General features: G+C 73.1%; 20 protein-coding genes. 11 read left to right on the top strand and 9 right to left on the bottom strand.

Annotated features, from left to right (window positions below):
• Positions 1–319 precede the first annotated feature (319 nt).
• Genes EMA17_RS16870 through EMA17_RS16860 form a run of 3 tightly spaced genes read right to left on the bottom strand, consistent with a single transcriptional unit; the run spans position 320 to position 2,440 of the window.
• Complete coding sequence (locus EMA17_RS16870; RefSeq protein ID WP_126637845.1) at positions 320–754, bottom strand: VOC family protein; 435 nt, start codon at positions 752–754, stop codon at positions 320–322.
• A 55-nt stretch (positions 755–809) separates the two neighbouring features.
• Entirely contained in the window at positions 810–1,829 is a 1,020-nt protein-coding gene (locus EMA17_RS16865) for a CU044_5270 family protein (RefSeq protein WP_126637844.1), read from the bottom strand.
• Positions 1,826–2,440, bottom strand: a complete 615-nt coding sequence (locus EMA17_RS16860; protein WP_174861378.1) for an RNA polymerase sigma factor — start codon at positions 2,438–2,440, stop codon at positions 1,826–1,828. The genes EMA17_RS16865 and EMA17_RS16860 overlap by 4 nt, the downstream gene beginning before the upstream one ends.
• Before the next feature lie 144 nt (positions 2,441–2,584).
• Between EMA17_RS16860 and argG the strand changes: the two genes are divergently transcribed.
• The gene (gene argG / locus EMA17_RS16855) at positions 2,585–4,033 is read left to right on the top strand and encodes an argininosuccinate synthase (RefSeq protein WP_126637843.1); all 1,449 of its coding nucleotides are present in this window, start codon (positions 2,585–2,587) and stop codon (positions 4,031–4,033) included.
• 56 nt (positions 4,034–4,089) lie between these two features.
• On the opposite strand, the gene EMA17_RS16850 is transcribed toward argG, so the two are convergent.
• The gene (locus tag EMA17_RS16850) at positions 4,090–4,779 is read right to left on the bottom strand and encodes a 2-phosphosulfolactate phosphatase (protein WP_126637842.1); all 690 of its coding nucleotides are present in this window, start codon (positions 4,777–4,779) and stop codon (positions 4,090–4,092) included.
• 86 nt (positions 4,780–4,865) lie between these two features.
• Positions 4,866–6,047, bottom strand: coding sequence for a 4-hydroxybenzoate 3-monooxygenase (locus EMA17_RS16845; RefSeq protein ID WP_126637841.1), 1,182 nt, complete (start codon positions 6,045–6,047; stop codon positions 4,866–4,868).
• A 154-nt stretch (positions 6,048–6,201) separates the two neighbouring features.
• Here EMA17_RS16845 and EMA17_RS16840 point away from each other — a divergent pair, with 154 nt between their 5' ends.
• Both EMA17_RS16840 and EMA17_RS16835 read left to right on the top strand, forming a co-directional pair.
• On the top strand, positions 6,202–6,756 hold the full coding sequence (locus EMA17_RS16840) for a TetR/AcrR family transcriptional regulator (RefSeq protein ID WP_126637840.1): 555 nt from the start codon (positions 6,202–6,204) through the stop codon (positions 6,754–6,756).
• A 42-nt stretch (positions 6,757–6,798) separates the two neighbouring features.
• Positions 6,799–7,272: a GNAT family N-acetyltransferase gene (locus EMA17_RS16835; RefSeq protein ID WP_126637839.1), complete on the top strand. Its 474-nt coding sequence runs from the start codon at positions 6,799–6,801 to the stop codon at positions 7,270–7,272.
• A gap of 105 nt (positions 7,273–7,377) precedes the next feature.
• On the opposite strand, the gene EMA17_RS16830 is transcribed toward EMA17_RS16835, so the two are convergent.
• Positions 7,378–7,815, bottom strand: coding sequence for a hypothetical protein (locus EMA17_RS16830; protein ID WP_126637838.1), 438 nt, complete (start codon positions 7,813–7,815; stop codon positions 7,378–7,380).
• A gap of 611 nt (positions 7,816–8,426) precedes the next feature.
• Here EMA17_RS16830 and EMA17_RS16820 point away from each other — a divergent pair.
• Positions 8,427–9,104 carry a hypothetical protein gene (locus EMA17_RS16820; RefSeq protein ID WP_126637836.1) on the top strand — a complete coding sequence of 226 codons (678 nt, stop codon included), beginning with the start codon at positions 8,427–8,429 and terminating at the stop codon, positions 9,102–9,104.
• Between the two features lie 186 nt (positions 9,105–9,290).
• Here the strand turns inward: EMA17_RS16820 and EMA17_RS16815 are convergent, their stop codons facing one another.
• The 3 genes from EMA17_RS16815 to EMA17_RS16805 form a co-directional block, all read right to left on the bottom strand.
• The gene (locus tag EMA17_RS16815; RefSeq protein ID WP_126637835.1) at positions 9,291–9,782 is read right to left on the bottom strand and encodes a hypothetical protein; all 492 of its coding nucleotides are present in this window, start codon (positions 9,780–9,782) and stop codon (positions 9,291–9,293) included.
• A 355-nt stretch (positions 9,783–10,137) separates the two neighbouring features.
• Positions 10,138–10,335, bottom strand: coding sequence for a hypothetical protein (locus tag EMA17_RS16810; protein WP_126637834.1), 198 nt, complete (start codon positions 10,333–10,335; stop codon positions 10,138–10,140).
• A 177-nt stretch (positions 10,336–10,512) separates the two neighbouring features.
• Positions 10,513–12,789 (bottom strand): anthranilate synthase component I, encoded by a 2,277-nt coding sequence (locus EMA17_RS16805; protein ID WP_218042862.1) that lies wholly within the window; start codon positions 12,787–12,789, stop codon positions 10,513–10,515.
• A 383-nt stretch (positions 12,790–13,172) separates the two neighbouring features.
• On the opposite strand from EMA17_RS16805, the gene EMA17_RS16800 reads away from it, so the two are divergent.
• Genes EMA17_RS16800 through EMA17_RS16770 form a run of 7 tightly spaced genes read left to right on the top strand, consistent with a single transcriptional unit; the run spans position 13,173 to position 21,388 of the window.
• Complete coding sequence (locus EMA17_RS16800) at positions 13,173–15,194, top strand: AMP-binding protein (RefSeq protein ID WP_126637833.1); 2,022 nt, start codon at positions 13,173–13,175, stop codon at positions 15,192–15,194.
• Complete coding sequence (locus EMA17_RS16795) at positions 15,191–16,690, top strand: AMP-binding protein (protein ID WP_126637832.1); 1,500 nt, start codon at positions 15,191–15,193, stop codon at positions 16,688–16,690. The genes EMA17_RS16800 and EMA17_RS16795 overlap by 4 nt, the downstream gene beginning before the upstream one ends.
• Positions 16,687–17,895, top strand: a complete 1,209-nt coding sequence (locus EMA17_RS16790) for a beta-ketoacyl synthase N-terminal-like domain-containing protein (RefSeq protein WP_126637831.1) — start codon at positions 16,687–16,689, stop codon at positions 17,893–17,895. The genes EMA17_RS16795 and EMA17_RS16790 overlap by 4 nt, the downstream gene beginning before the upstream one ends.
• The gene (locus EMA17_RS16785) at positions 17,895–18,902 is read left to right on the top strand and encodes a beta-ketoacyl synthase N-terminal-like domain-containing protein (RefSeq protein WP_126637830.1); all 1,008 of its coding nucleotides are present in this window, start codon (positions 17,895–17,897) and stop codon (positions 18,900–18,902) included. Before EMA17_RS16790 ends, EMA17_RS16785 begins: the two co-directional genes overlap by 1 nt.
• On the top strand, positions 18,886–20,091 hold the full coding sequence (locus EMA17_RS16780; RefSeq protein WP_126637829.1) for a beta-ketoacyl-[acyl-carrier-protein] synthase family protein: 1,206 nt from the start codon (positions 18,886–18,888) through the stop codon (positions 20,089–20,091). The genes EMA17_RS16785 and EMA17_RS16780 overlap by 17 nt, the downstream gene beginning before the upstream one ends.
• Positions 20,088–21,140 carry a beta-ketoacyl synthase N-terminal-like domain-containing protein gene (locus EMA17_RS16775; protein WP_126637828.1) on the top strand — a complete coding sequence of 351 codons (1,053 nt, stop codon included), beginning with the start codon at positions 20,088–20,090 and terminating at the stop codon, positions 21,138–21,140. Before EMA17_RS16780 ends, EMA17_RS16775 begins: the two co-directional genes overlap by 4 nt.
• Positions 21,137–21,388 carry an acyl carrier protein gene (locus EMA17_RS16770; protein ID WP_126637827.1) on the top strand — a complete coding sequence of 84 codons (252 nt, stop codon included), beginning with the start codon at positions 21,137–21,139 and terminating at the stop codon, positions 21,386–21,388. Before EMA17_RS16775 ends, EMA17_RS16770 begins: the two co-directional genes overlap by 4 nt.

Raw genomic sequence — 21,388 nt, 5'->3', positions numbered from 1 at the left:
GGCCGAGGCTCGGGCGCGGGCGTGCGATGAGGCTTTTGCGGCCCGCGACTGCCCGCGTGCCGCCGTGGGCCTTCTCGGGCTCGGCCGACGAGCCGGCCGTGGAGGGCGAGCGCGGCCGTGTGGGCGGGTTGCTCCGGAACGGGGAAGTGCTCGCCGGGGACCGCGACTTCGGCCTACGGAAGGCTCCACTCCGGGGCCGAGTCGGTGTCGGCGGCGGGGGCTCGGCTCGTACGTATCGGGTGGGGCCGGCCCGCCCCCGCGCGGCGGGTTCCCCGCCCCGACCCATGGGGGCGGAACGGGGAACCCGCCCCGGTCGGGCTCAGTCGAGACAGAACTCGTTGCCCTCGATGTCCCGCATCCCGATGCACGACTCGTTGAAGTCGTCGGCGATCAGGACCCGGTCGCATATCGCGCCGAGCGCCTCCAGTCGCACACGCTCGGCCTGGAGCGCGGCAAGGCGCTCCTCGCCCACGAGCCCGGTGCCGACCCGCACGTCGAGATGCACCCGGTTCTTGACGACCTTGCCTTCGGGAACCCGCTGGAAGTACATGCGCGGGCCCTCGCCCGTGGGATCCGCGCAGACGAACCCCGCACCCTGGCGCTCGGGCGGCAGCGAGCGGGTGTAGTCGTCCCAGGTGTCGAACCCGCCCGGCGGCGGCGGTACGACGTACCCCAACACCTCGCACCAGAAACGGGCGACGCGCTCGGGGTCCGCGCAGTCGAAGGTGACTTGGAACTTCTTGATCGATGCCATCGCCCCACCGTAGTGGCGGATACCGGAAACGGGCCCGGGGGCTGTCGCCGGGCGGTTACGGGCGAACGCCCGGCCCGTCCACGACCGCGGTCTCCAATACCGCCGAGGTGCCGAGGACCTGTCCCGCCTCGATACTGTCGGTCGCCTTCGTCGCGACCCTGCGCGAACCGATGTACCGCAAGGTGTCCTTGTCGAAGATGAGTTCGTCACGGACACCGGGGTTGTAGGAGTCGTAGCGCACGATGGCGACGCCGTGGCGGTCGGCGGCGTCGACCGCGTCCGGTACGACGAGCACCCCCGGGATCCTGGCGGCGGCACGATAGAGCGCGGCCCCCACCTGCGGTGGCATCAGGGATTCGTTGAGCAGTTCGGTCACCAGAACGAAGTCGTCCTGATCGGGGTTGCGGTCGTCGGCGTCGTTGTCGGCCTGGGCCCGCAGCCAGCGGTACATCGCGTCGGGGTCGGTGGGCAGGGTGGACAGATGCCGATAGTTGGTGCTGCGGTCGTAGCCGAGTTCGCCGGGGCGCGCGTCCGGCTCGATCGGTTCCTCGTCGGCGCGACGCGGTTGGCCGGGCTCTCGGGCCAGGCCCGGACGAGCCCCGTCCACCGCCTTCCACGCCTCACGCGTGTGCAGGGGGGCGAGCGTGGTGGGTACACCCTCGCCGACCGTCGCGAAGGCGACCCGGCTGCGCACGTACACGTATTGGTCGTCCCGAATCGGCTCGGCCGCCCGCGACCGGGCCGCGACCGCGGCGATGCGGTCGAGCAACTGCACGGCGCCGTCGACGGTGTCGCCGTTGACCCGCGGCGCGAAGACGGACGTCGCCGGTCCGTCGCGACCGACCCGCGTCACGGAATCGTTCGTGTCGGTCAGGGCGACGCCGGCGAGCACCGCGAGGGCCAGCGCGCCGGCCGCGACCGGCACGGCGACCACGGGCCGCGACCACGCGGGGCGGCGAGAGCGGGTGTCGGCCGGGATGGGGATGTCCCGGATCTCGCGCATCAGGTGCTGCTTGAGCTGCTGGTGGCGGCCCGGGGGAAGGTCCTTCTCGGGGAGTCGCGCGGTGTCGTTCATTCGTTTCCTTCCCGCAGGGGCTTGCTCGGGTACGGCTGTCGCTCTCTCACCTGTCCCGGGCGGCGGAGCGGTTCCCGGTTTTCCGCGGCGGCGGCGAGTTTGCGTCTGGCCCGGGACAGCCGCGAGCGCACCGTGCCCACCGGAATGCCCAACGCCCGGGCCGCGGTCGGGTAGTCGCAACCCGACCACACGCACAGCGCCAGTACTTCCCGCTCGGTGCGGCGCAGCGTGTCCAACGCGAGTCGGACGGCGGCCAACATGTCGGCGTCGTCGATCCGACTCGCGACCTCGTCGGAGAAGTCCTCCAGCACGCCCCCCGGTGGCAGGCGCGACATCGCCGCGGCGTGCCGGCGGGTGGCGCGTCTGATGTTGCGCACGATGTTGGTGGCGATCCCCAGCAGCCACGGCCGCAACGATCCGCCTTCGGCGTCCAGGCGTCGACGCAGTCGCCACGCCTCGAAGAAGGTCAGCGACACGACGTCCTCGGCCGTCGACCAGTCGCCCGTCAGCCGGAACGCGTGGTTGTAGACGGACCGCGCGTACAGGTCGAACAACTCCGCGAAAGCGTCGTCGTCCCCGTCGCGAATGCGCGACCGCAATTTCGTCGTCATGTTCTTGGACCTGTCCGGAGCCACGCGGCAGTTCCTGTGACCGGCGTCACATGCGACACGCCGCCCGCGCGCACGAACGACCGTCGACAGTGGTCGACGCGACATCGAATTGCATAGTCATGCGGGATCCTGTATATCTTTCCCATGTCCAAGGTTCTCACCTCCCTGCCCACCGGCGAACGCGTCGGTATCGCCTTCTCCGGCGGCCTCGACACGTCCGTCGCCGTCGCGTGGATGCGCGACAAGGGTGCCGTTCCGTGCACCTACACCGCCGACATCGGCCAGTACGACGAGCCCGACATCGCCTCGGTGCCCGGCCGCGCGCGGACCTACGGCGCGGAGATCGCCCGCCTGGTCGACTGCCGGGCGGCGCTGGTCGAGGAGGGCCTGGCCGCGCTGGCCTGCGGCGCGTTCCACATCCGCTCCGGCGGGCGCGCCTACTTCAACACCACCCCGCTCGGCCGCGCCGTCACCGGCACCCTCCTGGTGCGGGCGATGCTGGAGGACGACGTCCAGATCTGGGGCGACGGGTCGACGTTCAAGGGCAACGACATCGAGCGGTTCTACCGCTACGGTCTGCTCGCCAACCCGCACCTGCGCATCTACAAGCCGTGGCTCGACGCCGACTTCGTCTCCGAGCTGGGCGGCCGCAAGGAGATGTCGGAGTGGCTGGTGGCCCACGGGCTGCCCTACCGCGACAGCGCCGAGAAGGCCTACTCGACCGACGCCAACATCTGGGGCGCCACCCACGAGGCCAAGACGCTCGAGCACCTGGACACCGGCGTCGAGACCGTCGAGCCGATCATGGGCGTGCGGTTCTGGGACCCGACCGTGGAGATCGCCCCCGAAGACGTCACGATCGGGTTCGACCAGGGCCGCCCCGTCAGCATCAACGGCAAGCGGTTCGCCTCCGCCGTCGACCTGGTGACGGAGGCCAACGCCACCGGTGGCCGGCACGGCCTGGGCATGTCGGACCAGATCGAGAACCGGATCATCGAGGCGAAGAGCCGCGGCATCTACGAGGCGCCGGGCATGGCGCTGCTGCACATCGCGTACGAGCGCCTCGTCAACGCCATCCACAACGAGGACACCCTCGCGCACTACCAGTACGAGGGCCGCCGACTGGGCCGGCTGATGTACGAGGGTCGGTGGCTGGACCCGCAGGCGCTGATGATCCGCGAGGCGCTGCAGCGCTGGGTCGGCTCCGCGGTGACGGGCGAGGTGACCCTGCGGCTGCGGCGCGGCGAGGACTACTCGATCCTCGACACCACCGGGCCCGCCTTCAGCTACCACCCGGACAAGTTGTCGATGGAGCGCACCGAGGACTCGGCGTTCGGCCCGGTGGACCGGATCGGCCAACTCACCATGCGCAACCTCGACATCGCCGACTCGCGCGCCAAGCTGGAGCAGTACGCCGGCCTCGGCATCGTCGGCACCACCCACCCGGCACTCATCGGCGCCCTCCAGGCCCCGACGACCGCCCTGATCGAAGAGATGCCGGAAGGCGGCGCCGAAGCCATCGCCTCCCGCGGCGAGGTGTCCGACGACGACCAACTCCTCGACCGCGCGGCGATGGAACTCGGTACGGACTGACCCCACCCCGACCGTGGACCCGTCCCGAACAGGGGCGGGCCCACGGGGCGCGCGACCTACGACGACCGGTCCCCCATGCCATGGGGACGCAGCACCATGAGCGAGTCCTCCGAGGCCGCCACCATGGCGAAGGGGAACCGGTCGAGTTCGAGACAGAGCGCGACGTCATCGGGATGGACTCCTCGACGCACACCCTCCGTCAGCTCGGCGGCGGCGCGCGACTCCCCGGCGCGGCGAAGGAACTCGCCGGCATCCGTGTCGTCCTCGACGAGTCTCCGAGCGATGTATTGGGCACACGCCAAATCCTCATCGGCCCGCCCATCCTCACCCGTGACCACGAACGTGACATCGTCGCTCCCGCGTGCCCGCAGGAGCCGAGCCGTTGCCTCCGCCACCACGAACCCGGCGCACAACACCAACGACGCCTCCTTGACCGCGAGGGCCCCGACCGTCCCCGCCGTGGTCTTCTGCACAACGGTCCGCCCGCCGAGGTCGACCGACCGCAGCAGCCCCGGCGAGTTGACGACGTCGAACCCGGGCGCGGGCGGTCCATCCTTGAGCGCCACCCAATCCGGATGACGCGCCTTGAGCGCCAGAGCCTCGTCCGCGGACTCCGCGAGCACGATCCGATCCGCCCCCCGGGCAAAGGCCCAGCCGGCCACGGTGAACGCACGCATGACATCGACCACGACCGCCACGGACGGAACTTCGCCCAGATCACCGATCCCGAGAAATCGAACGTCCATCCGAGCATGATCGCGCACCCCCGGGCGAATCCCACGCCATTTCGGCACACCCCGAGCGCCACCACCCACCCGGGCCGATGGCGGGCTCAGTTCAGGCCGGTGAGGAATTCGGTGAAGAGGTGGTTGGCGGTCGCCGAGCTGTACAGGCGGTCGAACTCGGCGCGAGCCAGGTGACGGCGGAAGTGGCCGTGGTATGAGGCGTCTCCCGCGTCGTGCATGAGGTCCGTGAACCACGCGGCGAACGCCTGGTAGTTCCAGACGTGCTTCAGGCAGGTGGTGGAGTACGCCGCCAACAGGCTCTCGTCCTGTTCCTCGACCTGCTTCAGGACGGCCGCGGCGAACACGTCGGCGTCGTGCAGGGCCAGGTTCATGCCCTTGGCACTCATGGGCGGCACGATGTGCGCGGCGTCGCCGAGGAGGTACAGGCGCCCGTGGCTCATCGGGTCGTGGACCACGCTGCGCAGCGGCACCAGCGTCTTGCTCGAGATGCGTCCCTTCACGGCGACCGGTTCGCCGAAACGCGCCTCGATCTCCTCCCAGACCCGGTCGTCCGTCCATTCCTCGACGGAGGTGTCCAGGGGGCACTGGAGATAGAAGCGGCTCGCCTGCGGGCCGCGGGCGAACTGTCCGGCGAATCCCCGGTCGTGGATCGCCATCATGGACTGGTGGTTGGCGGGGGCGTCGGCCAGCACGGTCAGCCAGGCATACCCGTACTCGTGGGAGTGGCGGGTCAGTTCCTCCTCGGGGATGCTCGCCCGGCTGACGCCGCGGTCTCCGTCGCAGCCGGCGATGAAATCGCAGGCGATGGTGCGGGTCACGCCCGCGTTGTCGCGGTAGCGCACGCGTGGTCGGGGGCCGGTGACGTTTTCGAGCCGCACGTCCTCGGCTTCGAAGCGGAGGTCGCCGCCGTCGCCGACGAACACGTCGACGAGGTTGCGCACGAGCACCTGCTGTGGGCAGAAGCGCCCGTCGCCGTGGTCGTCGGTCATGTACTCGAAGGGGCGCGTCTCGCCGTCGATACGGAAGTTCAGCACGGGCTCGAAGGGGACGCCGCCGACGACCCGGTCCGCCAGGCCCCACTCGCGGAACACGCGCACCGCCCGGGAGTCGACGACCCCCGCGCGTTGGCGCCGCTCGACGTACTCGCGGCCGTGCCGCTCCAGTACGACGCAGTCGATCCCGCCGCGCAGGAGGAAGTTGCCGAGAGCGAGGCCGGCGACACCCGCGCCCACGATCACGACAGTGGTGTTCTCGTCCGTAATGGACATGGATGGTGCTCCTTGGTGCCGTCTGGTTCCGGGCGTGCCGCCTCACGCGGCCCGCTACGCGCGTTTGGCGTGCGGGGCACGGCGACATACGCTTAAGCGAAGTCTTCACTACGGATCATACGTAGTGCTCACTACGCTTGCAAAGGGGTCCGGTATGCGCCGCGATGGAGCCGCCAACAGGGAGAAGGTCCTGCTGGCCGCCGAGCAGGTGTTCGCCGAGCAGGGGGCCGCCGCCGCCACCGACGAGGTCGCCAGGCGGGCCGGGGTCAGCATCGCCACCGTCTTCCGGAACTTCGCCACCAAGCAGGACCTGATCGAGGCCACCGCGGTGCGCTACCTGGAGAAGTTGACCGCCGAGGCGTCGCGGCTCGCCGACGACCGGGACCCGGGCCCGGCGTTCGCCTCCCTGATGAAGACCCTCGCGGCGGCCGGCCCGGTGAAGATGACCCTGATGGACCTGCTGCCTCCGCACGACGACGACGGGAAGGGCCTGTCCCGGCCCGTCACCGAGGCGGCCGACGCCTTCCGCGCGGCTCTCGACGGCGCGCTTCGCCGCGCCCAGGCCGTCGGCGCCGCACGCCCCGGGGTCACCGGCGACGACGTCTCGCTCCTCCTGCGCGCCCTGGCCCACGCCGCGAACCTCGGCGAGGGCGAGGCGTTCGACCGGGCCGTCGGCATCGTCCTCGACGGCCTCGGCGTACCGCGCTGACACCCGCTACGACGCTCTCGGTTCGCCCGGTAGGGTCCCGGCGTGAGTGCCGACGGCGAGACTCGAATCCGATGCGCGGACGAGGCGGATGCGGCGGTGATCGCGCGCGTCCACATGGCCTCCCGCGCGGCGACCATGCCCTATCTCCCCGCGCAAAAGCGCGGTCACGAACAGGTGACCCGGTGGGTCCGGGAGGTCCTGCTCCGGCAGTGCCGCGTCTGGGTCGCGGTCCGGGACGACGAGATCACCGGCTACGCGGCCCTGGACGGTGACATGCTCGAACACCTCTACCTCCGCCCGGACATCCGTCGCCGAGGCGTCGGCACCCTCCTGCTCGACGAGGTCCGACGGCACAGTCCCGAGGGGGTGTCCCTGCACGTCTTTCGGCAGAACACCGACGCCCGCGCGTTCTACGAGCGCCACGGCTTCACCGTGCTCGACACCGACGACGGTGCGCGCAACATGGAGAACCTGCCCGACATGACCCTCCGCTGGACCCCGAACACCACACGCTGAACCACGCCGACCGGGTCCGGAGCCGGCCGCCCGGGACCGGCCCACGGGAACTCGGGTCCGTCTCGGGAGGCCACGTCCCCGACGGGGAAGGGCCGCCGACGCGCCCTACCCCGCTTCGACCAGCACGATCGTCACGACCGAAAGCACGAAAGTCGTGACGAAGCCCGCCAGTTGCCGCTGCGCCGCGCCGGTGGACAGGTCGGCCTGGGCCACCATGCCGCCGATCGCGATACCGGCCAGGGTCGTGGGCATCATGAGCAACCGGGTCAACCGGGAATCCGCGTCGAGGTCACCCGCCAGGAACTTCCGTCCATTGCGCACCAGGCCCACGCCCAGCGCCATGACGAACGGGCCGAACAGGGCCACCCACCCCCAGTCGGCGAAGTCGCTCAGCCCCCAGGCCGTCCCGGCCGCGCCGGCGCCGCCCACGATCAGTCCGTACAGGATGCAGAGCGTGCCCGCGACCGTGGTGACGCCCGAGCGGTACTGCGGGGGACGTCGCGACGGGCTGCCGCGCCGCGGGTCGACGGGCGGGTGGGACATGGCGCAACCTCCGGAACAGGACGGGCACTTGACGAGCCCCGGCAAGCTATCCGCCCCGTCCCGGCAAAGGAGAGGGACTTCCCGGCACTTCATCGCCGGCGGGACGGCGTGGAGCACCGTCGTCGCACGGGGGTTCGAGGCGGCGGACCGTGCGTCTGAACGGGCGCCGGTGCGGGTACACGCCGTTGCCCGGCACCGGGACGTGTCCGGTACGGGCGTGCTCCGCCGGTTCCACGTTCAGGAGAGTCGTGATGTTTCCATTCGATCCCGAATCACCGACACCGACACCGACGCATCACGAACCTGCCTCGCCCACCGGGCGTCTCGGGACGTGGGCCACCCCACCCGGTGCCCCCGCCACACCGCCGCGGCCCACCGAACCTCCGTCCCGCCCGGAGGCGGGTCCGAAGGATCCGGCGCCCGCGTGGCCCGCCTCCGCGCCGGCCCCGGTCCCGGCCGCGGAACGCTCGGCGCCGCCCGTCGCACACCGCCCCGCACCGGGCGACCCGATCGAGGAACCGTCCGGCCACGCGCAGGGGGTCCACACCGAGTCGGCGGACAAGCTCCTCCGCATCGCGGCGACGCATCGGTCGGTCCCGGATCTCGCCCGGATGATCACGATCCTGGCGGACGGTTCGGGAACGGCCGCCGACGACGCGTTGCGGGAAGCGGCGCTGACCCGGCCGGTGAGCGATCTGGTACTGCTGACGGACCTGTTGCGGAACCCCACCCGCGCCGCGCGGGACGGACACCCCGCCGCGCGGTACGACCCGCACGCGCCGGGAGGCACCTCCGCGTCCGCGCCCGAATCCGCGACGCGGCCCTCGTCCGCCGCCGGCGGGGCGGGCCTGCGGTGGGTCACGGCGGTGGGCCTGGCCGTCTCCGGGGTGGCGTTGGGCAGCGCGATTCCCGCGACGTTCCGCACGCCTCCGTACACGGCGGCGTGGTTGGCGGCGGTGGCTCTGACCTGTCTGTTCCTGGCCGGACTGACCTCCGTACGCGCCGCCTGGGGCGCGCGTCTCGCGGCCCTGGCAGCGGGATGCGCCACCATCGCCACCGCCGTGGTACCGCAGCTGACCGCGGGGCGGCACGCCGCCGCGTGGCTCGAGACGTCGGGCCTGATCGCCCTGGGCGCGGGCTCGGTCACCACCCTGTGCGCGGCGGCGTTCCTCGCCCGACGGATCGACCTGCCGAACGCCCGGCGACCCGGGCAGCAGGTCGCCTTCGAGCCGTGGGAGGCCACGATGCTGGAGAACCGCCCGTCGAGCACCACCCGCATGCTCGGCTGACCCCCGGAGAGCTTCCGGGCCGCCCGGGGCGCCTCGACCGCCCGGGTCGCCCGACGGCCCGATGCCCGTCACGGCCGGTTCGAGTCCGGTCGTGGCGGGCATCCGTTGCACTGCGCCGGTCGGCCGCGACAACGCCTCGCCTCGATCTCCGCCCGGCGAATCGGCGACGCCTCAACGACGTTCGGGTTACGTGACGGGGCGCCCGGTCCGCACGGTGTGGGCGGGATCCCGCAGCAGATCGGCCAGCATCACCAGATCGCGCACCGGCCGCGTCATCGCCGCTTCGCGCAACGCGTCGTCGGCGGCGGCCTCCGAGTAGTCCCTCAGGATCGCGACCATCCGGGCGACGTCGGGAACCGACCGATGGGTCGCCACCAGCCGCAACAGCCGCTCCGCCGCGTCGGCCGGAGGCCCCTGCACGGGTTCGTGGAGCAGGTCTTCGACCGCGGCGCCGGGTGCCCCCACCGCCGGCATCCCGGTGTCCGGCATCGGGTACCCGGGCATCGGGGCGGCCTGCCGCGGAGTCGGGTCCCGCCTCGACCGGTTGGCCCGCGAGGTGTTTCGCGGTGGCAGCGCGGGCGGCGCGGGGGGCGGCGCCCATGTCTCGAAGTGCGCGGTGGGCACGGCGGGTTCGTGATGGGCCGGGGTCGGTGATTCGGGGTCGGGTGTGAACGTCACGACTCTCTCCCTGCAGGTGGAAAACCGGCCGGACCGCGCCCGCACCGGACCGGACGCGCCCCCGACTGCCGGTCGACGGCGTGTACCCGCATCGACGATCACTCAGTCGTACCAAAGTCACCACTTCGACCGCGAAGCGCACACCCGAAACCGGGAACGGACACCACCATCGGCGAAATCCGCGACCCCGACGGCGACTTCACCGCCGACCTCGACGAGCCCGAGTCGTGCCCGATTCGGCGCACGGCCTCCACTCTCCGGCGGGGCCGGCCCCGCCGGGTCCCCCGGTCCCGCGCGGCGCGGTAGCGGGTCCGCGGTGACACTTTCGTTCTCGGGGTCGGCGGCCCGGGACGGGTCAGTCGTCCTTCTTCCGCCCGAGGGGTTCCCGCGTCTCGCTGTACGCGGCGATCGTGCGCGCGTCGACGACGTGGATCAGGAGTCGGCCGTCGGGCACGACGTTCGCGCAGACGGCGTCGTCGTAGTGGTGCTCGGGCAGCGGATCCGCCGCGCGGGCCGGGGGTGCGGCGCGGCGACCGAGGATCAGCGGTGTCATCGGGGGCTTCGTTCCTTCCGGTGTCCGGTTCCGGCCACCTCGTCTTCCCCACGTCGCCGGGCCGGCGAACGGGCGACGCCTTGCATTCTGTAACAGGTCTTCACGCTACGGAACCGGCAATCGGTGATTCTTCCGCCGATCGTGATGCGGATCGAGTCTCGGTGGTCGGGTCGTGGTTCAGCCGGTCGGGCGGATGCGGATGGGTGTGGGCGCGGTCGGGGCGGTGGCGCGGTTCGGCCGGCGGGCCAGGTGGGTCAGGGCGTTGGCGATGACGGTGCGGCCGACGGCGGCCTGGGCCGTCATGATCGATTCGGGGTGGAACTGCACGGCGGCGAGCGGGCGTTCGGTGTGCTCGACGACCATCGCGATGCCGTCGTCCGTGGTGGCGCAGACCCGCAGTCGCGGCGGCGGGTTCCTCGCCGCCGCGTACAGGGAGTGGTAGCGGCCGACTTCGAACGTGTCCGGGAGGCCGGCGAGCAGCCTGCTGCCGGGATCGGTGACCCGCACGCGCGAGGATCGCCCGTGGGCGGGGCGGTCCAGGACGTCGAGCGTGCCGCCCAGGTATTCGACGAGGCCCTGCAGTCCGAGACACACCCCGAAGACCGGGGTGTCGAACGCCTCGGCCGCGGCCAGGGTCTCGCCGATGCCGAAGTCGCCCGGACGCCCCGGACCGGGCGACAACACCAGCAGGTCCGGCCGGGTGCGCTCCAGGACGGCGAGGTGGTGCGGCGGCCTGAACGTGGCCACGTCGGCGCCGCACTGGCGGAAGTAGTCGGCCAGGCAGTGCACGAACGAGTCCTGGTGGTCGACCATCAGGACCCTGGGCCGGGGAGCCGGCGGGACCGGTACCGCGGCGGGAAGCCGAGCCTCGAGTGTCCGCTCCCCGTCCGGAACCTCGGGCCGCTCCTCGTCCAGGACGGCCAGCAGCGCTCGGGCCTTGAGTTCGGTCTCGGCCTCCTCCGCCCGGGGGTCGGACGCGCACAGCAGCGTCGCTCCGGTGCGGACGACGGCGGTTCCGCGACGGATCTGGATCGTGCGCAGGGTGAGCGCGGTGTCCAGCCCGCCGTCGAAGCGGATCCGGCCGACGGCTCCGCCGTACCAGCGCCGAGGCGACCTCTCCGCGCGTTCGAGGTATTGCACCGCGGCCCGCTTCGGCGCGCCGGTGACGGTGACCGCCCACAGGTGGGCCAGGAACGCGTCCAGGGCGTCGAGTTCGGGTCTCAACCGGCCCTCGACCCGGTCGACGGTGTGGATCAGCGTGGCGTGGAACTCGACGCGGCGCCGCGCGGTGACCCTGATGCTCCCGGGTACGCACACCTTCGCCTTGTCGTTGCGGTCCACGTCGGTGCACATGGTGAGTTCGGACTCCTCCTTCTCGGATTCCAGGAGCCGGCGGACCCGGACCGCGTCCTCCAGCGCGTCGCGGCCGCGCGCGATCGTGCCGCTGATCGGGGCGGACTCCACGACGAGGTGCCGGCCGTGCGCGGTGTCGCCTCCCTCGTGGACCGCGACGAACCGCTCGGGTGACGCCCCGATCAGGTGCTCGCGCTCGCCGAGATTCATCAACAGCGCGTACGGGGCCGGATTGCGGGCGTACAGCCGCCGGTACACCGCGGACGGCGGCGCGGTCGCGGGGCGGCGGAACTCCCGGCCGGGTACGACCTCGAACAGGTCCCCGGCGTGAAAGGCCGCCCGGGCCCGCTCGACGACCCGGGCGTACTCGCCGGGAGCGTGGTCGTCCTCGGCGACCGGGCCGCCGGGTCGGAAGGCGGCGTCGGGGGTGGTCCGGGGCAGTCCGTCGGTGTGCGCGCGACCGTCCTGGAACTCGTACCGGTGCCGGATCGCCGAGCCGTTGCGCGCGTCCACCACGAGTACCTCGTCCGGGAGGTGCAGGACGAGCACGCGGTCGGCGGGATCGCGCTGGTGTGCGACGGTGATGCCCTCGATGCCCAGGATCAGGTCGTAGCCGAAGGCGCCGTACAGGCCCAGGCACGGGTCGGCGGGCGAGCGCATCGTGTCCACCAGGGCCCGGAGCACGGTGAAGACGCCGGCCCGGCGGGTGCGGTCCTCCTCGGCGGTCGCCTCGTCCGGACTCGGCACGATCCCGTACACCCCGTCCGCGCGGACCTCCCGATCGTGCAGGAGGCCGGCCGTCGCCCGGGACAGCGCGGGGAGCAGCACCCGGCCGCGGGCGTTCAGCGCCCGTACGGCCAGCCGGGAACCGCGGGCGGTCACCTCGATCGGCGGGTCGGCGTAGCCCACGACCGTTCCGTCCCCGATGTGGGCGAGCAGGCCGCGACGCCGATCGAGCCGTTCCTCCAGCGCCGCGAGCGCGGGGCGCGCGGGTCCCGCGTACATCGACGATCGGCGCACCCGGATGCCGCTCGGCACGAGCCAGGACGACTCCCGGGCGGTGTCGGCGGTCCCGACGGCGAACATTTCCGGCATCCCCATGGCGAAGCCCCTTCGTGTCGCGGTTTGTGCCGACCGGGCAGGTACGTGCCGCGGTGTGCCGACCGGGCGGGCGCGCCGCGCGGTCCGCCGACCGGGCCGGTTTCCATGCCACTCATCGGCCCGACCACCGGGCCGCGCACCATCGGCGCGTCCATCACACGCGCCGGTGAACCGCCGTGGCCATCGGCTGGATTGCGCAACCGGAAGGCCGCTCCCCCACATGCGGTGGATGTTGCTCAACCCCCCGTCCCACAGGCGCAACCCGTTGCCCCCGGCCGCACACCGCGGGTGCACTGGACCCGTTCCCGCACCGCCGCCCCGCCCGTCCGGTCGGCGTGCGTGCGTACTTCCCGTCCTCCCACCGCGAATCGGGGATCCTCTTGTTGTCCGCCCGACACACCCTGCTCCCACGACCGGCCCGTATCGCCCTGGCCCGGGACCCCCGCCTCGGGGGTGGCAACCTCTGGCGCATCGCGCTGGAGCACAGCCGGGCCCCCGACGCGCCCCTGCTCGTATCGGATCCGCCGCTCGTGGTCGGCGACGGAACACCCCAACGGGAGTTCGGCATCGCCGCACTCGACGCCCTCGCCGAGGCGTGGGCGTGCCACTACCTCGATCGAGGCGTACGACCGCGCGACCGGGTCGCCGTCTACCTCGACGACTCCTTCGAGGACCACGTACACCTGGCCGCCCTGGCCCGGATCGGCGCCATCGCGGTCGTCGTCAACGGCCGGATGCCGCCCGAGCTCGCGCTCGGTCTGCTGGATCGCGCCGACCCGGTCGGCCTGTACACCGACCCCGCGCACCTGGACCTCCTCGCCGGCCGCCATCGGGAACTGAGCGGCCTGCGCTGGACGTTCACCCGCGCCGACGTACCCGGCCCCGGCAACTCCACCCTGCCGGACGGAGCGAGGTTCCGGCACGGCGACAACGACCCGGTGTTCCTGTGCCATTCGTCGGGTACCACCGGCCGGCCCAAGCTGGTCACCTGGACCCACCGGCAGAGCGTCGCGGGCACCCGGTTCCGACTCGCCAACCAGCCCGAACCCGACGATTCGCTGCTGCTGTGCGCGGCCCCGCTCAGCCACGGGGCCGCGATCGCGATCACCTTCTTCGCGCTGGCGGCCGGTCTGCCGATGGTCGCCTCCGCCGATCGCGGCGCGGCCGGACTGGCCCGCGCCGCCGCCGCGCACCGGCCGACGACGATCTTCGCCTTCAACCACACGCTGGCCGAACTCGCGGTCTCGGAGCCGGACCCGGCGAACTTCGCGTCCGTGACGGACTGGGTGAACGTGGGCGACTCCGCGCACGAGGCGCACGTGCGTCGCCTGGTCCGGATGGGCGGGCGCACGATCGGGGGCAACGCCGTACCGGGCTCGGTCTTCAACGACATCCTCGGCTCGTCCGAACTGGGCTGGGCGGCACTGCGCCGCTCCACGACACGCGACACGCCGTCGTCCCCGCGCCACCTCGGCAGGCCCGGCTCCGCGATGAAGGTGGCCGTCCTGCGGGCGGACGGCAGCCACGCGGACGTGGGCGAGGTGGGCCTGCTCGGTGTCCGCGGCGAGTCGGTGACCACCGGCTATTGGAACGACTCGGACACCTACCATCGCAGCTTCCTCGGCGGCTGGTTCCTCTCCGGGGACCTGGTGCGCCGCACCGCGGAGAACCACTACTTCCACGTCGATCGTGTCGTCGACACCATCCACACCCGCGAATCGCCGGGCCACTCGGTCCTGATGGAGGAGGTGATCCTGCTCGCCCTGCCCGAGGCGGCCGACTGCGCCGTGGTGGCGGGAGGCGATCACGACGCGAGCGTGCCGGTGGCGGTGGTCCGGCTGCGCGAGGACGGCGCGGACCCGGCCGCACTGCTCGCCCGGGCCAACACCGCGCTTGCCGCGGCCGGCCAACCCGACCTGGCCTTCCTGGACATCGCGACCGACGACGCGGACCTGCCCGTCGGCGTGACGGGGAAGGTGCTGAAACGGCAACTACGGGAGAAATACCGCGACTTGCCGAACCGGTCGACCCACGCACCACAGGCGCCGCAGGCCGTCGTCCGGCCGTCGAGCGGCCCCCCGCAGGAGGATCCCATGACCCACCCGAGCACCCCCGAGGCGACCGTACGCGCGATCGCCGCCACCGTCCTGGAGGCGGAGCCCGAACTCATCGCGCCCGACGCGGCCTTCCACGCGCGGTTGGAGATGGACTCGCTCCGGAAGACCGAATTCGTCGCGCGCGTCGAACGCGCCTTCGGGGTGCGGTTCGCCGTCGAGGAGGCGGCCGAACTGGACTGTCTGACCGACGTGCTCGCCGCACTGCGACGACACGGCGTCGGCCATGGCATCGCCACCGGCGCCGACCCGCGCACCGGCCCGCACACCGACCGGGGAGCCTCCCGATGAACCCCGTCGACCTGCTCCTGCTACGGCACATCGCCGCCGGCCGAGGCGACCGCACAAGCCTCGTCGACCGCGCCGGCACCATGACCTACACCGAACTGGCCGAGGCGGCGAGCGAATACGCCGGCACGCTGGCCGCCGGCGGGATCCGCCCGGGTGCCCGAGCGCTGGTGGTCTCCGACGACACGGCGGACGCGGTCGTGGCCGTCCTGGGCCTGTGGTGGCACGGATGTGTGCCGGTCGTGCTCGGCCCGATGCTCCGTGACGCCGAACTCGCGTTCATCGCCCGGGACTGCGCCGCCGAATACGCGGACCTCGACCTTTCGCGCGAACGCCGCGACGCACTGTCGGCGGCCCTGGGTCCCGTCGCCCTCCGCCATGAACTGCGCGACAGTGCCGCCGAGTTCGTCGAGCCCGGTGCTCCGGCGGCATTCGCGGAGGGATCCGAGGTACTGGTGCAGTACACCTCGGGCAGCACCGGCCGCCCGCGTGGCGTCCGGCACTCCATGAGCGGGATTCGCGCCGTGCTGACCGGATTCGGCGGCGTGCTCGCACTGACCGAGGCGGACACCGTACTGTCCACCGCGAAGCTCTCCTTCGGCTACGGCTTCGGCAATTCGCTGCTGTTCCCCCTCGCGGCGGGCGCCTGCTCGGCGCTGCTCGCCGGTCCGGTCGACGCGTTCACCGTGATCACCGCGATCCACCGGTACCGGCCGACCGTGTTGTGCGCCGTGCCGAGGGTGTACGAATCCCTGCTGAGCGCGGTCGCCACGCGAGGAGCCGCGCCGGACACCTCCCGCGTCCGCCTCGCGGTCGCCGCCGGCGAGCACCTGCCCGCCGATCTCGCCCGCCGGGCGACCGAGGGCTTCGGGTTCCCGCTGGTCAACGGCTTCGGCGCGACCGAGGTCCTGCACATCGTGCTGGCCACCGCGGCCGGCGCCCCGCCGCGCGACTCCACCGGTGTCCCGGTGTCGGGCGTGACGGCGACCGTCCGGGACGACCACGGGCGACCGGTGCCGACCGGGACGCACGGCCGGCTGCACATCGTGTCCGCGTCCGCCGCGCTCGGCTACATCGATCGACCCGAGGCCCAGGCGGGCACGTTCGCCGACGGCGGTGTCTACCCGGGGGACGTCGTGTACCGCACGCCCGACGGGGACTTCCGGCACGTATGCCGTACGGACGACCTGCTCAACATCGGCGGCCACAAGGTCGCGCCGGCGGAGATCGAGGCGCTGCTGAAGGCGACCGACGGCATCGCCGACTGCGCCGTCGTCGCCGACCGCGACCCGGCCGGTCTGCAACAGGCCGTCGCCTACGTCGTTTCGCTACCCGGCGCCGCGCCGGAGGAGGTGCGCCGAAGTGCCCTGCGCGCCATCCGCGACGGCTTGCCGCCGCACCGGCGCCCCTCGCGGATCGAACCGATCGACACGCTCCCGACCACCTCCACCGGCAAACTCGCCCGCCATCGACTGCGCACCCCCGAGGAGGCACGATGACCTGGGACATCGTCGGCATGGGCGCGGTGTCCTGCCTGGCGGACGAACCTCGGGCGATCCACGAGGCACTGTGCCGCGGCGAGAGCGGGGTCGCTCCGCTGCGCGCCTTCGACCGCGCCGCGTTCCGGGTGCAGAACGCGTACGAGATCGACGATCGGGCCGTGCCGGGCCGCGACGAGCCCGGCCGGGCGAGCCGCTGGCTGCGCGCGGCGGTGGCCGCGGCGCTCGCGGACGCGGGACTGGCCGATGCGGGACCGGCCGATGCGGGACCGGCCGATGCGGCGGATACGGACGGGGATCCGGGCGGCTCGCGATTCGGCGGGATCGCGGACATCCCGGTGCTTGTCGGCACCACCCTGCGCGAGTCGCGCTCGGCCGAGCTGTGGTGGCGCGACGGCAGCGAACTCCGGCCCGCCGACCTGCACTTCGCCCGGATCATGCGCGACGCGTTCGGCACCGTCCGAACCCACACCGTGGCGAGCGCGTGCGCCGCCTCCCTGTACGCCCTGGGCATGGCCACCGACCTGATCGCGCTCGGCGCGGCCGAGACCGTCGTGGTGGCCGGCACCGACTCGCTCACCGAGAGCGCCTTCGGTGGGCTCGACCGCGTGCAGCACCCGGCGCCGCGGTCGGTGCGCCCGTTCGATCGGGACCGCCGGGGCATGGTCATGGGCGAGGGCGCGGTGGCCGTCGTCGTACGCCGTGCCGGTACCCACCACCGACCCGCGCACGCCCGGGTGCGCGGCGTCGCGATGAACTGCGACGCCACCCATCCGACGGTGCCCGACCCGGCGAGCGTGACCTCGGCCGTGCGCGAGGCCCACCGGCGGGCCGCGATCCGACCCGAGGACGTCGACCTGGTCGTCGTGCACGGCAGCGGTACCCACCACAACGACGTGGTCGAGTCCCGGGTCCTGGGCGAGGTGTTCGGGCCGGTGCGGCCCGGTCCACTGGTCACCTCGATCAAGTCCGGCCTCGGACACACCTGCGGCGGCTCCGGGCTGATGAGCCTGGTCGTCGCGGTGCTCGCCCTGCAATCGGGAGTACTTCCGCCGATCACCGACCTGCGCCGGCCGATCCCCGAGGCCCGGGACCTGCGCCTGGTCGCGGGCGGGCCGGCCCTCGGCGACTTCACCACCGCCCAGATCCACGCGATCGGCCTCGGCGGGATCAACGCCGTCGCCGTCGTGGGGAAGGCGACGTGATGCCCGGCACGCCGGCGGGGCGATGGGCCGTGCCGCCCGACGGCACGCCCCCCGAGACGTCACCCGTGATCACCGGTTGCGGCCTCGCGGTCTCCGGCCTGCGCGACGAGTACGACCTGCTGGAGCCGACCGCGACCGGCGCCGAGCACGATCCGGACGCCGGGCGCGCCGGTCCGGGCATGCGGCACAAGGACCGCGCCTCCCGCCTGGCCCTGCACGCGGTCCGCCGAGCCCTGGCCGGCGCGGCGCTCCCCGACCCGGCGGCCACCGCCGTCGTCGTCAGCAGCAACTTCGGCAACCTGGACACCGTCTGCGACTTCACCGACACCATCGCCGCGGAGACCGTGACCGGCCTGAGCCCGATCCGGGTCCCGCACATGTCGAGCAACGTCACCGCCGGCTGGGTGGCCCTCGAACACAGCCTGCGCGGACCCAACATCACCCTGTGCAGTGGCACGACGAGCGGCCTGGACGCGGTGTTCTGGGCCGCGACGCTGCTCGCCGCCGGCCGCGCCGAGGCCGCCGTCGTGGTCGGCGTGGAACCCGACACCGCCCCGGTGGCCCGACTGCACCGCGAACACGGCGCCCGATCGTGGCTGGACGGCGCGGCCTGCCTGATCGTCGAGAAGCCCGAACACGCCCGCGCCCGGGGGGTACGACCGCGCGCGGTGATCACCGGCTACGGGCGGGCGGCCCGCCGCGACGACGCGGTCCGGCAGGCGACGAAGGCGTACGACCGCCCGCTCGGACTGTGGGTCGCCCCCGGACCCGGGGGGCTCGACCTGACCGCCCGGCTCGGCCGGTGCTCCGGCGCGCTGGGCGTGCTGCAATGCGCGGCCGCGGCGGCCCGGTTCGACCGGTCGGCGGACGACGCGGTGCAGGCCGTCGCGGGCGACGAGCACACCGGTGCGCGGACCGAGGGCGATCCCGGCGGCGTGGCGGCCCTCCTGCTCACCCGCCCGGAATCGGGTCACCCGGGAGGTGATCGGCATGACATCCGGGTCTGACGGGCGCCGGCCCGTGCTGACCGGCCTCGGCGCCGTCTCCTGCCTGGGCGCCGGCGTCGGCCCGTACTGGAACGCGCTGCTCGCCGGCGGCGCCGCGCCCCGCGAGGTCGACCTGCCGCACCTGAACATGCGGGCGACCCGGATGTACCGGGTACCCGGCGCCGCCGTCCCCGAGCACCCGCGACGGCATGCGGGCGTCCCGCTCGGGGCGGTGCCTCGGATGGCGGTGGCCGCCGCGCTCGAAGCGCTCGACGACGCCGGGATCGCCGGGCCCGACCGTGCCGACGTGGCCGTGGTGATGGGCTCCGAGATGGGCAACGCGAGCGTGCAGGAGGAGCGGCGCGGCGCCGGCGGGGCCGGCCGGCCGAGGTGGACGCCGCTCGCGGTCGCCGGCGCCGCGGTGGGCACGGCCATCGGCTCGCGGCGGGGCAATATCGGGGTGGGCAACGCCTGTTCGGCGGGCGGCTACGCGCTAGGCATCGCCTCGGACCTGATCCGCTCGGGTGAGGCCTCGGTGGTCCTGGTCGGCGCCGCGGACGGGGTCACCCGGGTCGGCATGGGCGGCTTCGACCGGCTCGGCGCGGCCGACCCGCAGCGCTGCCGTCCCTTCGCCCGGGATCGGGCGGGCACCATGTTCGGCGACGGCGCCGCGATGGTCGTACTGGAATCGACGACCCACGCCCGGCGGCGCGGGGCCCGCGCCTACGCCGAACTCGCCGGGGTGGCGTGGAGTTGCGACGCCCGGCACCCGACCGCGCCCGACCCGGACGCGGCGCAACTCGTCCGCGCGATGCGCGAGGCCCTGGCCGACGCGGGTCTGCGCCCGGACCAGGTGGGCTGCGTCCTGCCGCACGCCACCGGCACCGCGCTCAACGACGCGGTGGAAAGCCGCGCACTGCGGCAGGTGTTCGGGCCCGGAACCGACCGCCTCCCGCTGTTCGCGCTCAAGGCGATGATCGGGCACACCTCCGCCGCCGCCGGGATCTTCGCGTGCCTGACCGCCGCGCTGGTGGTGTCCCGGGCGCGGATCCCCGCGAACGCCCCGCTGGAGCAGGACCCGGACTGCGCGGTGTGGCTCCCCCTGGAGGGCCCACTGCGGCTCGAACGGCCCGCCGTATTGGCGAACACGTGTGCCTTCGGCGGCAACAACTCCTCCTTCGCGCTCACCGGACCGGGAGGGACGACATGAGCGGCCCGGCGAGGATGCGCGTCACCGGCCTGGGGATGATCGCGCCCGGCGTGGACCGGCCCGATCGGGCGCTGGGGCCACGACCCGTCCCCGCACCGGGGTGGTTCCGGGTCGCCGACGCCCTTCCCGGACGCGGCTATCGCCGGTTGCCCGCCGGTTGCCTCTACCTGCTCGCCGCCGCCCGAGCGGCGGCGATCGACACCGGTGCGTCGTTCACCGGGACGCCCGCGGACCGCAGGGCGGCGATGGTGGGAACCAACAACGCCGGGGCGGCGCTGATCGAGGAGTTCGACCGCACGATCATCGACCTCGGCGCCGCGGAACTGTCCCCCGCCCATGTCCCGTACATGGCGATGAGCATGTTCGCCGCCCGCCTGGCACCCGAGCACCGATTGCGCGGCTTCGACCTGACCACCAACTCACCGGCCGTGGCGGGGCTGGACGCCCTCCAGAGCGCCGCACGCGCGCTCGCCGCGGGCCGCGCGTCGGTCGTCCTGGCCGGCGCGGTGGAGGAACCGCCCTCGCCCGCACAACGATCGAGCACCCCGACCGCCTTCGCCCCGGCCGACATCGGCGCCGCGATCCTGGTCTGCGAACCCGAGGACGCACCGGTCGACGGCGCGACCGTGCACGGATACTGCGCGACGCACAGCGCGTTCGTGCCCGGCCCCGACCACGTGCGGACCGTACTGGCGGCGCTGTGGCGGGAACTCGTCCACGACGGCCCGCCGCCGCGCCACATCGACGCCGTGCTCGACGACTCCGCGATCGGCGCGGCCGTCGCCGCGGGGTTGCCCGAACACGCCCGGGGCGGCGGGATCACGGCCGTACCCGCGGCGAGCGGCGGCGGTTGCCTCACGCCGGTGCGCCGCGTCGTCGGCCGACTCGCCGCGCCCGACGGCCGTGGCGAACGCACCGCGGTCGTCGCCGCCTCCGCCCACGGCCACCTGTCCGTCACCCTCGTCACCCCCGCCGGCGACCCCGGGCGCCGCCCGCTCCCGGTCCACACCCCCACGACATCGACCACCACGAAGGGACACCGACCATGACCAAGCCCGCGCCCACCCGCGAGGAACTGCGCGACTTCTTCGTCGAAGAACTCGAACTCACCGACGAACTACTGCCCTACGACGCCGAGTTCGCCGTCGACCTGGGCATCGACTCGCTCACCACCATGGAACTCGTGGTGCAGTTGGAGAAGCGCTACGGGGTCCGGCTCGCCGAGGCCGAATTCGCCGAACTCACCTCGGTGAACGCCGTACACGCGGTCCTGTCGGCCCGACTCGGGACGGCCTGA

Origin of the sequence: Embleya hyalina (genome assembly GCF_003967355.1) — a bacterium.
Taxonomy (GTDB): domain Bacteria; phylum Actinomycetota; class Actinomycetes; order Streptomycetales; family Streptomycetaceae; genus Embleya; species Embleya hyalina.
This window is presented reverse-complemented; position numbering and strand designations above follow the sequence as displayed.

What these genes read in the sequence shown, in the direction of transcription:
- EMA17_RS16870 (WP_126637845.1), bottom strand. Translation starts at nt 754, where the DNA reads ATGGCATCGATCAAGAAGTTCCAAGTCACCTTCGACTGCGCGGACCCC.
- EMA17_RS16865 (WP_126637844.1), bottom strand. Translation starts at nt 1,829, where the DNA reads ATGAACGACACCGCGCGACTCCCCGAGAAGGACCTTCCCCCGGGCCGC.
- EMA17_RS16860 (WP_174861378.1), bottom strand. Translation starts at nt 2,440, where the DNA reads ATGACGACGAAATTGCGGTCGCGCATTCGCGACGGGGACGACGACGCT.
- argG (WP_126637843.1), top strand. Translation starts at nt 2,585, where the DNA reads ATGTCCAAGGTTCTCACCTCCCTGCCCACCGGCGAACGCGTCGGTATC.
- EMA17_RS16850 (WP_126637842.1), bottom strand. Translation starts at nt 4,779, where the DNA reads ATGGACGTTCGATTTCTCGGGATCGGTGATCTGGGCGAAGTTCCGTCC.
- EMA17_RS16845 (WP_126637841.1), bottom strand. Translation starts at nt 6,047, where the DNA reads ATGTCCATTACGGACGAGAACACCACTGTCGTGATCGTGGGCGCGGGT.
- EMA17_RS16840 (WP_126637840.1), top strand. Translation starts at nt 6,202, where the DNA reads ATGCGCCGCGATGGAGCCGCCAACAGGGAGAAGGTCCTGCTGGCCGCC.
- EMA17_RS16830 (WP_126637838.1), bottom strand. Translation starts at nt 7,815, where the DNA reads ATGTCCCACCCGCCCGTCGACCCGCGGCGCGGCAGCCCGTCGCGACGT.
- EMA17_RS16820 (WP_126637836.1), top strand. Translation starts at nt 8,427, where the DNA reads ATGATCACGATCCTGGCGGACGGTTCGGGAACGGCCGCCGACGACGCG.
- EMA17_RS16810 (WP_126637834.1), bottom strand. Translation starts at nt 10,335, where the DNA reads ATGACACCGCTGATCCTCGGTCGCCGCGCCGCACCCCCGGCCCGCGCG.
- EMA17_RS16805 (WP_218042862.1), bottom strand. Translation starts at nt 12,789, where the DNA reads ATGGGGATGCCGGAAATGTTCGCCGTCGGGACCGCCGACACCGCCCGG.
- EMA17_RS16795 (WP_126637832.1), top strand. Translation starts at nt 15,191, where the DNA reads ATGAACCCCGTCGACCTGCTCCTGCTACGGCACATCGCCGCCGGCCGA.
- EMA17_RS16790 (WP_126637831.1), top strand. Translation starts at nt 16,687, where the DNA reads ATGACCTGGGACATCGTCGGCATGGGCGCGGTGTCCTGCCTGGCGGAC.
- EMA17_RS16785 (WP_126637830.1), top strand. Translation starts at nt 17,895, where the DNA reads ATGCCCGGCACGCCGGCGGGGCGATGGGCCGTGCCGCCCGACGGCACG.
- EMA17_RS16780 (WP_126637829.1), top strand. Translation starts at nt 18,886, where the DNA reads ATGACATCCGGGTCTGACGGGCGCCGGCCCGTGCTGACCGGCCTCGGC.
- EMA17_RS16775 (WP_126637828.1), top strand. Translation starts at nt 20,088, where the DNA reads ATGAGCGGCCCGGCGAGGATGCGCGTCACCGGCCTGGGGATGATCGCG.
- EMA17_RS16770 (WP_126637827.1), top strand. Translation starts at nt 21,137, where the DNA reads ATGACCAAGCCCGCGCCCACCCGCGAGGAACTGCGCGACTTCTTCGTC.